Annotated in this window: 13 protein-coding genes; 11 read left to right on the plus strand and 2 right to left on the minus strand. The window is 52.5% G+C overall.

The features are described 5' to 3' along the window. Nucleotides 1-9 precede the first annotated feature (9 nt). Nucleotides 10-1,422 carry a flagellar filament capping protein FliD gene (gene fliD / locus L350_RS19530; RefSeq protein ID WP_023300484.1) on the minus strand — a complete coding sequence of 471 codons (1,413 nt, stop codon included), beginning with the start codon at nucleotides 1,420-1,422 and terminating at the stop codon, nucleotides 10-12. 269 nt (nucleotides 1,423-1,691) lie between these two features. Between fliD and L350_RS19525 the strand changes: the two genes are divergently transcribed. From L350_RS19525 to sdiA, 8 genes are all read left to right on the plus strand, one after another. Further along, the gene (locus tag L350_RS19525) at nucleotides 1,692-3,053 is read left to right on the plus strand and encodes a flagellin N-terminal helical domain-containing protein (protein WP_032624022.1); all 1,362 of its coding nucleotides are present in this window, start codon (nucleotides 1,692-1,694) and stop codon (nucleotides 3,051-3,053) included. Nucleotides 3,054-3,216: 163 nt separating this feature from the next. Further along, nucleotides 3,217-3,936, plus strand: coding sequence for an RNA polymerase sigma factor FliA (locus L350_RS19520; protein WP_003859623.1), 720 nt, complete (start codon nucleotides 3,217-3,219; stop codon nucleotides 3,934-3,936). A gap of 54 nt (nucleotides 3,937-3,990) precedes the next feature. Further along, nucleotides 3,991-4,542, plus strand: a complete 552-nt coding sequence (fliZ, locus tag L350_RS19515) for a flagella biosynthesis regulatory protein FliZ (protein WP_023300482.1) — start codon at nucleotides 3,991-3,993, stop codon at nucleotides 4,540-4,542. 86 nt (nucleotides 4,543-4,628) lie between these two features. Beyond that, a complete protein-coding gene (gene tcyJ / locus L350_RS19510) occupies nucleotides 4,629-5,429 on the plus strand; it encodes a cystine ABC transporter substrate-binding protein (RefSeq protein WP_023300481.1) in 801 nt (266 codons plus the stop codon). A 103-nt stretch (nucleotides 5,430-5,532) separates the two neighbouring features. Then, a complete protein-coding gene (gene dcyD / locus L350_RS19505; RefSeq protein ID WP_032624023.1) occupies nucleotides 5,533-6,519 on the plus strand; it encodes a D-cysteine desulfhydrase in 987 nt (328 codons plus the stop codon). A 21-nt stretch (nucleotides 6,520-6,540) separates the two neighbouring features. Next, nucleotides 6,541-7,209 carry a cystine ABC transporter permease gene (gene tcyL, locus L350_RS19500; RefSeq protein WP_022648540.1) on the plus strand — a complete coding sequence of 223 codons (669 nt, stop codon included), beginning with the start codon at nucleotides 6,541-6,543 and terminating at the stop codon, nucleotides 7,207-7,209. After that, a complete protein-coding gene (tcyN, locus tag L350_RS19495) occupies nucleotides 7,206-7,958 on the plus strand; it encodes an L-cystine ABC transporter ATP-binding protein TcyN (RefSeq protein WP_023306513.1) in 753 nt (250 codons plus the stop codon). The genes tcyL and tcyN overlap by 4 nt, the downstream gene beginning before the upstream one ends. 223 nt (nucleotides 7,959-8,181) lie before the next feature. Beyond that, nucleotides 8,182-8,904, plus strand: a complete 723-nt coding sequence (gene sdiA / locus L350_RS0122110; RefSeq protein ID WP_032622448.1) for a quorum-sensing transcriptional regulator SdiA — start codon at nucleotides 8,182-8,184, stop codon at nucleotides 8,902-8,904. A 64-nt stretch (nucleotides 8,905-8,968) separates the two neighbouring features. Here sdiA and L350_RS19490 read toward each other — a convergent pair whose 3' ends face one another. Beyond that, the gene (locus tag L350_RS19490; protein WP_003859644.1) at nucleotides 8,969-9,193 is read right to left on the minus strand and encodes a DUF2594 family protein; all 225 of its coding nucleotides are present in this window, start codon (nucleotides 9,191-9,193) and stop codon (nucleotides 8,969-8,971) included. A 464-nt stretch (nucleotides 9,194-9,657) separates the two neighbouring features. Here L350_RS19490 and uvrY point away from each other — a divergent pair, with 464 nt between their 5' ends. From uvrY to pgsA, 3 genes are read left to right on the plus strand one after another with little or no spacing between them, the layout of a single operon-like run. Further along, nucleotides 9,658-10,314, plus strand: a complete 657-nt coding sequence (uvrY, locus tag L350_RS19485) for a UvrY/SirA/GacA family response regulator transcription factor (protein WP_017384478.1) — start codon at nucleotides 9,658-9,660, stop codon at nucleotides 10,312-10,314. Beyond that, a complete protein-coding gene (uvrC, locus tag L350_RS19480; RefSeq protein WP_023300478.1) occupies nucleotides 10,311-12,143 on the plus strand; it encodes an excinuclease ABC subunit UvrC in 1,833 nt (610 codons plus the stop codon). Before uvrY ends, uvrC begins: the two co-directional genes overlap by 4 nt. Before the next feature lie 56 nt (nucleotides 12,144-12,199). Next, nucleotides 12,200-12,748, plus strand: coding sequence for a CDP-diacylglycerol--glycerol-3-phosphate 3-phosphatidyltransferase (pgsA, locus tag L350_RS19475; RefSeq protein ID WP_003859652.1), 549 nt, complete (start codon nucleotides 12,200-12,202; stop codon nucleotides 12,746-12,748). Nucleotides 12,749-12,799: the final 51 nt, after the last annotated feature.

Below are 12,799 nucleotides of genomic sequence, written 5' to 3' on the forward strand. Positions count from 1 at the left end.
TAGCGTTGACTACTTGTTGCTGGACGTATTTTCGAACTGCTGCGTCAGGTAGCTGCTGGTGTTGTTCAGCGAGGTCATCAGTACGTCCAGCTGGGTAAACTGGGCTTTGTACTGCGCCACTCTTGCATCAATACGTTCGCTCACGGCGTTATATTGATCCGTTAACTTGTTCAGCGTTTTGCTGACGCCATCTTTGGCCGCCTGGATAATGCCTTTACTGGAAAGCCAGTCAGTCAGATGGGTGGCCATGGTGGTGGTGATCCCGGTGGTTTTTCCGTCACCTACAACCAGATCTTTCACCGCAGACGGGTTATCCGTCAGCGCTTTTTTCAGCTTTTCGCTGCTCAGCTCCAGCTTGCCCGTGCTTGGATCTGAGGTAATGCCGACCTGAGACAGCGTTTTATAGGCGGTTCCGCCGACGGTGTTGCTCAGCATGGTTTTCAGCTGCGTCTGGATAGTACGCAGCGTAGTGTCTCCGAGCAGGGCGCCGTTGCTGGAATCCTGCGCATCTGTGCCCGCATCAACCGCCGTATATTTGGTTAACGATGCAAAGCTGTCCTGAAGGGTGTTGTAGGCATCCACCCAGGCTTTCATCGCCGTTTCCGCTTTAGACGTATCTTTAGTAATCGTCAGCGTCTGGTTACCGGTGGTGACGTCGTTCAGGTTCAGGGTGATATCTTCCAGCGCATCGCTAATGGTGTTGCTGCTGTTTTCGATATCTACGTTATTCACCTTCAGCTTCGCGTTTTGCGCGGTAACGCTTTCCATCATACCGTTGCTGGCATCGGTGCTGGTGCCGTTGTAACCCATAAAGGATTGCAGGGCGCTATCGCCGCTTACGCTGATGCTGACCGCGTTGTCCGCTCCGGTTTCGGTGGAGGTGATGGACAGACGATATTGACCATTACCGACGTTAATAATACTGGCGGTCACGCCGGCGTCAGCTTTGTTAATCGCATCGCGAATGCCGGTCAGCGAGGAATTTGCCGCGCTGATATCGATGGTCACCGGATCTTTACCGTTTCCGGCGGTAAAGGTGATCTTGCTGTCAGCCGTGGCAATGGCCGTTTTGGTATCCGGCTGTGCGTTTTTGGTCGTCAGGGTTTGCGCCTGCGCCAGCTGCGACACGCTGATGGTGTATTTACCGGCAATCGCGCTGCCGGTAGTGGTGGCGCTGAATGCCGTGGAGCTGCTCGACGTGCTGGTCGCCGTAAACAGGTCGGCTTTATTCAGCGCGGTGTTTGCAGTCTGAAACGCTTCCAGCGAACTCTTCAACGTGCCGTAAGCGCTAAGCTTGGCGGTATAAGATGACTGTTGTTTGGTTATCGGCGTCAACTGTGCTTTTTCGGCCGTGGTCAGACTATCCAGAATGTCTGCTAACTTAAGACCCGAACCGATCCCCAATGATGAAATACTTGCCATATTTATTCCTTAATCTATCGACACGTAGAACGAATAGTGGGGTTATCGGCTTTTATGGGGGAAAGTTTACGGTTAATTTCTTTTTTTTAATGGCGGGAATAACGGTAATAGAGAAGAGCTTTTCCGTGGCTAAAAAAATTAACGCGATCCTGAAAAAAAATCTAAAGGTTGGTTTGGACCAGACGATAACACCTTTGACGGCGATGAAGCCGAAGGGTGGAAACCCAAATCTAACCAAACAGATTTGATGAACAACAGGAATCGAAATCATGGCACAAGTCATTAATACCAACAGCCTCTCGCTGATCACTCAGAACAACATCAACAAGAACCAGTCCGCTCTGTCTTCTTCTATCGAGCGTCTGTCTTCTGGTCTGCGTATCAACAGCGCGAAAGATGACGCTGCGGGCCAGGCTATCGCTAACCGCTTCACCTCTAACATCAAAGGCCTGACTCAGGCTGCACGTAACGCTAACGACGGTATCTCTCTGGCGCAGACCACTGAAGGCGCACTGTCTGAAATCAACAACAACCTTCAGCGTGTTCGTGAACTGACCGTTCAGGCAACGACCGGTACTAACTCTGATTCTGACCTGTCTTCAATCCAGGACGAAATCAAATCCCGTCTGGACGAAATCGACCGCGTATCCGGTCAGACTCAGTTCAACGGCGTGAACGTGCTGGCTAAAAACGGCACCATGAAAATTCAAGTAGGTGCTAATGATGGTCAGACAATTGCCATTGATCTACAGAAGATTGATTCCTCAACCTTAGGTCTTAATGGTTTGTCGGTATCTAAAAACTCGTTGAATGTTAGCGAGCCTGTTACTCAAATTAATAACGCCGCAAATACCGCACCTCTGAAGGTTGACCTCAGCGCTGTAGCTACAGATTTAGGCGTTGATGCGTCGTCCTTAACGTTGAGTAACGTTTTAGACAAAGACGGTAACGCAACCAAAAACTATGTTGTGAAGTCAGGAAACGATTACTTCGCAGCGTCTGTAGACCGTGCAACTGGTAAAGTTGCGCTTAACAAGGCCGATGTTGAGTATACAGATCCTGCAAATGGTCTTACTACTGCTGCTACACAAGCAGGTCAGTTTGTTAAAGTTTCAGCTGATAAAGATGGAAACGCAACGGCCTTTGTTACTTTCCAAGGTAAGAATTACGCGGCAAAAGCAGCTTCACTTGTTGATACAGGGGATGCAACTACAGCAGCACAAGGTACCGCTGCGACTACTAATAAAGTAACGCTTCAACTCAGTGATAAAGCTGCAGTGATTGGCACTGGTACAGCTGCAAACCCACAGTTCCCAGCCACTTCTGCTACAGCTGAATTTGCTGGCACTGCTACGAACGATCCACTGGCTCTGCTGGACAAAGCTATCGCGTCCGTAGACAAATTCCGTTCTTCACTGGGTGCGGTTCAGAACCGTCTGAGCTCTGCCGTAACCAACCTGAACAACACCACCACCAACCTGTCTGAAGCGCAGTCCCGTATTCAGGACGCCGACTATGCGACCGAAGTGTCCAACATGTCTAAAGCGCAGATCGTTCAGCAGGCCGGTAACTCCGTGCTGTCCAAAGCTAACCAGGTTCCTCAGCAGGTTCTGTCTCTGCTGCAAGGCTAATCGCCTGATTAAGCTCAAACCCCGCTTCGGCGGGGTTTTTTCTATCCATGCACAAGCGTAACCCCCCAAATAACCCCTCATTTCACCCACTATTCACCCGATTAAAACCCCTCCAGAATCGGATAATCATGCCGATAACTCAACTAACGCAGGGCTGTTTATCGTGAATTCACTCTATACCGCTGAAGGTGTAATGGATAAACACTCGCTGTGGCAGCGTTATGTTCCGCTGGTGCGTCACGAAGCATTGCGCCTCCAGGTGCGTTTGCCAGCGAGCGTGGAACTGGACGATCTGCTACAGGCGGGCGGTATCGGGTTATTAAATGCAGTTGACCGGTACGACGCTCTGCAAGGAACGGCATTTACGACTTACGCAGTGCAGCGTATTCGTGGTGCGATGCTGGACGAGCTGCGCAGCCGCGACTGGGTGCCGCGCAGCGTTCGCCGCAACGCGCGCGAAGTGGCGCATGCGATGGGGCAGCTGGAACAGGAACTGGGGCGCAACGCGACGGAAACCGAAGTGGCGGAGCGTCTGGGCATTCCGGTTGAAGAGTATCGCCAGATGTTGCTCGATACCAATAACAGCCAACTCTTCTCTTATGATGAGTGGCGCGAAGAGCATGGCGATAGCATCGAGCTGGTGACGGATGAACATCAGCAAGAAAACCCGTTACACCACTTACTGGAAGGGAATTTACGCCAGCGCGTGATGGAAGCGATTGAAGCTTTACCGGAACGTGAGCAACTGGTGTTAACCCTCTATTACCAGGAAGAGCTCAATCTCAAAGAGATTGGCGCCGTGCTGGAGGTGGGCGAGTCACGGGTGAGCCAGCTGCACAGCCAGGCCATTAAACGCCTGCGCACAAAACTGGGTAAGTTATAGGTGAGTCATTCGCCTTGGAAATGCCGCACAACGTATTGACAACCAGGAGTTATCATGACGGTGCAGCAATCTAAAAGACGGCCTTTAAGCCGCTACCTGAAAGACTTTAAACACAGCCAGACGCATTGCGCCCACTGTAAAAAATTACTCGACCGCATCACGCTGGTTCGTCGCGGTGAAATCGTGAATAAGATTGCGATTTCCCGCCTCGACACGCTGATGGATGAAGCCGCCTGGCTTGAAGAGCAAAAAGAGTGGGTAGCGCTTTGCCGTTTCTGTGGCGATCTCCACTGCAAAGAGCAAAGCGACTTCTTCGATATTATCGGCTTCAAGCAATTCCTGTTTGAACAAACGGAGATGAGTCACGGCACCGTGCGTGAATACGTGGTTCGCCTGCGCCGCCTGGGTCAGCATTTGACCATGCAAAATATCTCCCGCGATCTGCTGACGACCGGATACCTGGATGAAAATCTGGAGCCCTGGCTGCCCGCCACCAGTACCAACAATTACCGCATCGCGCTGCGAAAGTACGCGCAATATAAAGTCCAGATGCCGGGCGTCATAAAGCAGAAAGTCCACGCCGGAACAACTTCTGATATATATTAAAAAAGAATAAGATGTAGCGCAGCCGCCTTTGACGTTGCAGGCGATTTCTCTACACTACTCAAAAATTCCACTGTATCGGAGTACTTATGAAATTAGCAGTTCTGGGTCGTCAGGCGCTGATGGGGATGATGGCCGTTGCGCTGGTCGCGGGGATGAGCGTGAAAACGTTCGCGGCAGATAATCTGCTCAACAAAGTCAAAGAGCGCGGCACGCTGCTGGTTGGGCTGGAAGGAACCTATCCTCCGTTCAGCTTCCAGGGCGACGACGGTAAGCTGACCGGTTTTGAAGTGGAGTTTGCGCAAGAGCTGGCCAAGCATCTCGGCGTCAAAGCCTCCCTGAAACCGACCAAATGGGATGGTATGCTGGCGTCACTGGATTCCAAACGTATCGACGTGGTGATTAACCAGGTGACCATTTCTGACGAGCGTAAGAAGAAGTATGACTTCTCTACGCCGTACACCGTGTCCGGTATCCAGGCGCTGGTGAAGAAAGGTAACGAAGGCAGCATCAAATCCGCCGCGGATCTGAAAGGTAAGAAAGTCGGCGTCGGTCTGGGCACCAACTACGAAGAGTGGCTGCGCCAGAACGTGCAGGGCGTGGACATCCGCACCTATGATGATGACCCGACGAAATACCAGGATCTGCGCGTAGGCCGTATAGACGCCATTCTGGTTGACCGCCTGGCAGCGCTGGATCTGGTGAAGAAAACCAATAATACCCTGGCCGTCGCGGGCGATGCATTCTCCCGTCAGGAGTCCGGCGTGGCGGTGCGTAAAGGTAACGAAGATCTGCTGAAAGCCATTGATGCTGCCATTGCTGAAATGCAGAAAGACGGCAGCCTGAAGGCGCTTTCTGAGAAGTGGTTCGGCGCAGACGTGACGAAATAAGTCTCTGACCGACAAAAAAAGGCGCTTTTAAAAGCGCCTTTTTTATTTCTCGCGCGTCTGCGTGCATAATGAAATAACAATTGTTTGCGTGACCGGAGGAACCATGTCACTACAGAATTTAACGCGCTTTCCCCGTCTGGAATTTATCGGCGCACCCACGCCGCTGGAGTATCTGCCGCGATTTTCTGACTATCTGGGGCGCGATATTTTCATTAAGCGTGACGATGTGACGCCCATGGCGATGGGCGGGAATAAGCTGCGCAAGCTGGAATTTCTCGCCGCCGATGCCCTGCGCGAGGGCGCGGATACGCTGATCACCGCCGGGGCAATTCAGTCTAACCACGTTCGCCAGACGGCGGCAGTGGCGGCGAAGCTGGGCCTTCACTGCGTAGCCCTGCTGGAGAACCCGATTGGCACGCAGGCAGAGAATTACCTGACTAACGGTAACCGCCTGATGCTGGATCTGTTCAACGTGCAGGTTGAAATGGTTGACGCGTTGACCGACCCGGCTGCACAGCTTGATGAACTGGCGACGCGCCTGGAAGCGCAGGGCTTTCGTCCGTACGTCATCCCGGTTGGCGGCTCGAATGTGCTGGGTGCTCTCGGCTATGTTGAGAGCGCGCTGGAAATCGCCCAGCAGTGCGAAGGCGCGGTGAGTTTGTCCTCGGTGGTAGTGGCGTCCGGCAGCGCGGGTACCCATGCCGGTTTAGCGGTCGGGCTTGAGCAACTGATGCCGGACGTAGAGTTGATTGGCGTGACGGTCTCCAGAAGCGTTGCAGATCAAAAGCCGAAAGTCGTCACCCTGCAACAGGCGGTGGCAGAACAGCTTGCGCTTCAGGCGAAGGTGGAAATATTGCTGTGGGATGACTACTTCTCGCCGGGTTATGGCACCCCCAATGATGAAGGGATGGAGGCCGTTAAGCTGCTGGCTCGCCTCGAAGGTATTCTGCTTGACCCTGTCTATACCGGTAAGGCGATGGCGGGCCTTATCGACGGTATCGCCCGCAAGCGCTTTAAGGATGAAGGACCCATTTTGTTTGTTCATACTGGCGGGGCGCCTGCGCTGTTTGCCTATCATCCCCATGTCTAAAAATCAGGTAGATAAATAATAATGCAAGAAAGTATTCAACTGGTTATTGATTCGCTGCCGTTCTTGCTTAAAGGCGCAGTGTTTACTTTACAGCTCAGTATCGGCGGGATGTTCTTCGGGCTGGTGCTCGGGTTTGTGCTGGCACTGATGCGCATGTCGAACGTCTGGCCGGTGCGGTGGCTGGCGCGGTTTTACATCTCCGTGTTTCGCGGAACGCCGCTTATCGCCCAGCTGTTTATGATTTACTACGGGCTGCCCCAGTTCGGTATCGAGCTGGATCCGATCCCGGCGGCGATGATTGGCCTGTCGCTGAATACGGCGGCGTACACCTCTGAAACGCTGCGTGCGGCGATCTCGTCCATCGATAAAGGACAGTGGGAAGCAGCGGCCAGTATCGGGATGACCCCGTGGCAGACGCTGCGCCGGGCGATCCTGCCCCAGGCGGCGCGCGTGGCGCTACCTCCGCTGAGCAACAGCTTTATCAGCCTGGTGAAAGACACCTCGCTTGCGGCGACCATTCAGGTGCCGGAGCTGTTCCGTCAGGCGCAGCTGATCACCTCGCGCACGCTGGAAGTGTTTACCATGTATCTGGCGGCCTCGCTGATTTACTGGGTGATGGCGACGGTGCTGTCCGCCCTGCAAAACTATTTTGAAAACCAGCTTAACCGCCAGGAGCGAGATCCAAAATGAGTGCAATTGACGTCAAAAACCTGGTGAAAAAATTCCACGGGCAAACGGTGCTGCACGGCATCGACCTTGAGGTTGAGCAGGGCGAAGTGGTGGCAATTATCGGCCCGAGTGGGTCAGGGAAAACCACGCTGTTGCGCAGCATTAATTTGCTTGAGCAGCCCGAAGGTGGGACGATCCGCGTGGGCGATATCACCATTGATACCGGGAAACCCATCAGCCAGCAAAAAGGGCTGATTCGCCGCCTGCGTCAGCATGTTGGCTTCGTATTCCAGAGCTTTAATCTCTTTCCGCACCGTACGGTGCTGGAAAATATTATCGAAGGTCCGGTCATCGTAAAGGGTGAACCAAAGGAAGACGCGACGGCCCGCGCCCGCGAGCTGCTGGCAAAGGTTGGCCTGGCCGGGAAGGAGACGAGCTATCCGCGTCGGTTATCTGGCGGGCAGCAGCAGCGTGTCGCTATTGCGCGCGCGTTGGCGATGCGCCCGGATGTGATCCTGTTCGACGAACCCACATCCGCACTCGATCCTGAGCTGGTCGGGGAAGTGCTTAACACTATCCGACAGCTGGCGCAGGAAAAACGCACGATGGTGATTGTGACGCATGAAATGAGCTTCGCTCGCGACGTTGCCGATCGGGCAATTTTCATGGATCAGGGGCGAATAGTAGAGCAGGGGCCAGCTAAGGCGCTGTTTGCCAATCCTCAGCAGCCTCGAACCCGCCAGTTCCTTGAAAAATTCTTAATGCAGTAGCATTTTCACGCTCAATTTGCTCCAGATGTCGCTTCTGGAGCAAATTATCCTCCCATAACTTCAATTTTGTTGATTTTTTATTCCGCCCGATGTGGATAAGCCATCGCCAAATTAAAGATAATCCGTCTGTGGTCGATATTTTATATAAATGATCCTGCTTTATGTGTTAGGTTATATTCACCATAATAATGATTATCTTTATCAGAGGCTTCATTCGGCAAGTATGAGGGATATAGACTTTTTCACCTGGCGACGGGAATGCGTCCTCCGGTTTCAGGAAATGACCTGTGCTGACGAGGTATATCAGGAACTTCAGCGACAAACGCAGGCGCTTGAATTCGATTATTATGCGCTTTGTGTTCGACACCCTGTGCCATTTACCCGCCCGCGAACATCCGTCCATTCCAGTTATCCGCAACAATGGATGGCGCAATATCAATCCGAGAATTATTTCGCCATTGACCCGGTACTGAAGCCGGAGAATTTCATTCAGGGTCATTTGCCCTGGACGGATGAATTATTCACGGATGCCCAGCAATTATGGGATGGCGCGCGGGACCACGGTTTACGTAAGGGAATTACCCAGTGTCTGATGCTGCCAAATCATGCGCTCGGCTTCCTCTCCGTGTCATGTACTAGCTTACAGGCACACTCGATATCCAGTGAAGAAATTGAGCTGCGTTTACAAATGCTGGTTCAGATGGCGCTCACTACACTGTTGCGCTTTGAACATGAGACGGTGATGCCGCCGGAAATGAAATTCAGCAAGCGTGAACGGGAAATTCTGAAGTGGACCGCAGAAGGGAAGACGTCGGCAGAAATTGCCATCATTCTTTCCATCTCGGAAAATACCGTCAACTTCCATCAGAAGAATATGCAGAAGAAATTCAACGCGCCGAATAAGATCCAGATAGCGTGTTATGCCGCGGCGACTGGGCTTATTTGACTGATATCACGTTCTGCGTGTCAGACGAGGAAAAGGCTGAATGCACTGCATCCAGCCTTTTTTGTTACTGGCGGTAGGCTTGTTTAATTTGCTTAACTGTATTGGCAAAAACAGCGGATTCCGCCTGATCTTCCATCTGCGCGATCTGTTTTTCCATTTTAATGATCACACGTCCAGCATCAGCCTGGCCCATCGCCTGTAGCATAAGCGTCAGCAGCGACTTCAGGCAGTTTACTTCCTGTGCCAGTTCCTGGTTATTCTCGGCAGTGGCAAATTCAGGTGTGCTCATTTATTTTCCTCATTATAAAACAGCGCATGAGCGCGACGATGAAAGTTAAGGCGGCGGAGTATACCACAAGCTGCGGCAAAAAATGCAGTGGTTGTTTTTTATACTTTTACGCGTATTGATTATTGGCTGGTGCGGATTATGAAGGTAATCTGCCCAATATGTTAGCGACAATTAAATGTTTATCGCCGGTACGCCATCCGTTAATTGTTGTTACAAAAAAATGAGAGCATTTTTTAGTTTACGTTAACAAATGTTTTGGTGGCTTTTTGAATGCTGGTGCTAAAAAATAGCGGTAAAGCCCAGTACACATGGGTTTTCTTTCCACTTACTGTACAGCCTAATTTCCAAAAACGAGACCCGAATCGTATAGACGATTTTTTAGCGTTTTAATCTTGCATGGAAAACCGTTAATATAAACCCAATTAGCAGTCAGTAGCGTTATCCCTATTCTGGAGACATTTCCTTTGATCAACGTCCTTCTTGTTGATGACCACGAACTGGTGCGCGCAGGGATACGACGCATTCTTGAAGATATAAAGGGTATTAAAGTTGCCGGCGAGGCGTGCTGTGGCGAAGATGCCGTCAAATGGTGTCGCGCGAACTCCGCAGACGTGGTGCTGATGGATATGAACATGCCCGGTATTGGCGGGCTTGAAGCCACGCGCAAAATCGCGCGCATGTTCGTTGATACCAAAGTCATCATGCTGACCGTCCATACCGAAAATCCGCTGCCCGCCAGGGTCATGCAGGCGGGGGCTGCGGGGTATCTCAGTAAAGGTGCTGCACCGCAGGAAGTGGTCAATGCGATCCGCACCGTTCACGCAGGGCAGCGCTATATCGCTTCTGATATTGCTCAGCAGATGGCGTTGAGTCAGATTGAACCGGAAAAAACGGAATCTCCGTTTGCCAGTTTGTCTGAGCGCGAATTGCAGATTATGCTGATGATCACTAAAGGTCAGAAGGTGAATGAGATTTCTGAGCAGTTGAATCTCAGCCCGAAAACGGTCAACAGCTATCGCTATCGGATGTTCAGTAAACTGAACATCCACGGTGATGTCGAACTGACTCACCTGGCCATTCGCCATGGTTTGTGCAATGCGGAGTCGTTAATAAGTCAGTGAGTGAAGCGTTCGATTCAAAAGCATTTCTGAAAACCGTCACCAGCCAGCCAGGCGTCTACCGGATGTATGATGCTGGCGGTACGGTTATCTATGTCGGTAAGGCGAAAGATCTGAAGAAACGCCTTTCAAGTTATTTCCGCAGCAACCTTGCCTCCCGTAAAACCGAAGCGCTGGTCGCACTTATACACAACATTGATGTCACCGTAACGCACACGGAAACGGAAGCGCTGCTCCTTGAGCACAACTACATTAAGTTGTATCAGCCGCGCTACAACGTTCTGCTGCGTGATGACAAGTCCTATCCGTTTATCTTCCTGAGCGGCGACACGCACCCGCGGCTGGCGATGCATCGTGGCGCTAAGCATGCGAAAGGAGAATATTTCGGCCCCTTCCCGAACGGTTATGCCGTGCGGGAAACGCTGGCGCTTTTGCAAAAAATCTTCCCTGTTCGCCAGTGCGAAAACAGCGTTTATCGCAACCGCTCCCGGCCATGCCTGCAATATCAGATTGGCCGCTGCCTGGGACCATGCGTTGAAGGGCTGGTGAGCGAAGAAGAGTACGCGCAGCAGGTGGAATATGTCCGCCTGTTTTTAGCCGGGAAAGACGATCAGGTGCTGACGCAACTGATTACCCGCATGGAAAAAGCCAGCGCGGCGCTGGAATTTGAGGAGGCCGCACGCATCCGCGACCAGATCCAGGCGGTGCGCAGGGTGACCGAGAAGCAGTTTGTTTCCAATACGGGCGACGACCTCGATGTCATCGGCGTTGCCTTTGACGCCGGCCTGGCCTGCGTTCACGTGCTGTTTATTCGTCAGGGCAAAGTGCTCGGCAGCCGCAGTTACTTCCCGAAAGTGCCGGGCGGGACTGAGATGGGTGAAGTGGTGGAGACCTTTGTCGGCCAGTTTTATTTGCAGGGCAGCCAGATGCGTACGCTGCCCTCGGAGATCCTGCTCGACTTCACGCTGGACGATAAAACCCTGCTGGCGGACTCACTTTCAGAGCTGGCAGGTCGCCGGGTGAATGTCCAGACGAAACCGCGCGGCGATCGTGCGCGTTATCTGAAGCTGGCGCGAACCAATGCCGCCACGGCGCTGACCACCAAACTTTCCCAGCAATCGACCGTCAGCCAACGTTTAACCGCCCTTGCTACGCTGCTCAAGCTGCCGGAAGTGAAACGCATGGAATGCTTCGACATCAGCCATACGATGGGTGAGCAGACCGTGGCGTCGTGTGTGGTCTTTGATGCCAATGGCCCACTGCGGGCAGAGTATCGTCGCTATAACATCACCGGCATTACGCCCGGTGACGATTATGCCGCCATGAATCAGGTGCTGCGTCGTCGCTATGGTAAAGCGATTGAAGAGAGCAAAATCCCGGACGTTATCCTTATCGACGGCGGGAAAGGGCAGTTGGGGCAGGCGAAGGCGGTATTCGAATCGCTCGACGTGGAGTGGGATAAGAACCATCCGTTGCTGCTAGGGGTAGCGAAAGGGGCAGATCGTAAGGCTGGCCTGGAAACGCTGTTCTTTGAGCCGGAAGGCGAGGGCTTTAGCCTGCCGCCAGATTCCCCTGCACTGCACGTGATCCAGCACATCCGAGATGAGTCGCACGATCATGCCATTAGCGGACACCGCAAAAAACGGGCGAAAGTGAAAAATACCAGTACCCTTGAGACGATTGAAGGCGTCGGGCCAAAACGTCGCCAGATGCTGTTGAAGTATATGGGCGGATTGCAAGGATTACTCAACGCCAGTATGGAAGAAATTGCAAAAGTGCCGGGTATTTCGCAAGGGCTGGCAGAAAAGATCTACTACTCGTTGAAACATTGAGGGCTCTGTAGCAACATAGAGCTAAATTTTACTGACAACAGACAGTTACCGTCATCATGCGATTTAATATCCCTACGTTGCTTACTCTCTTTCGCGTTGTGCTCATTCCGTTCTTCGTCCTGGCATTTTACCTGCCGGTCGTCTGGGCGCCTTTTGCCTGTGCGCTTATTTTCCTGATTGCCGCCGTGACGGACTGGTTTGACGGTTATCTGGCGCGTCGTTGGAACCAGAGTACCCGCTTTGGCGCGTTCCTCGATCCGGTTGCGGATAAGGTGATGGTGGCAATCGCGATGGTGCTTGTGGCGGAACATTATCATACCTGGTGGGTGACGCTGCCTGCCGCGACCATGATTGGCCGTGAGATTATTATCTCTGCCCTGCGCGAGTGGATGGCGGAGCTGGGTAAACGCAGCAGCGTGGCGGTGTCCTGGATCGGTAAAGTTAAAACCACTGCGCAGATGGCGGCGCTGGTGTGGATGCTGTGGCGTCCGAATGCCTGGGTAGAGTGGGCCGGCATTGGTCTGCTGTGGGTTGCGGCGGTGCTGACATTGTGGTCAATGCTGCAATATTTGAACGCTGCGCGCGGTGATTTGCTTGAACAGTGATCGTTTCGGCTTAATTTTCAGCAAACGATCCTGAGATGCAAAAAATAACGT

It is taken from the genome of Enterobacter sp. MGH 4 (assembly GCF_000534735.1).
Taxonomy (GTDB): Bacteria; Pseudomonadota; Gammaproteobacteria; order Enterobacterales; family Enterobacteriaceae; genus Enterobacter; species Enterobacter intestinihominis.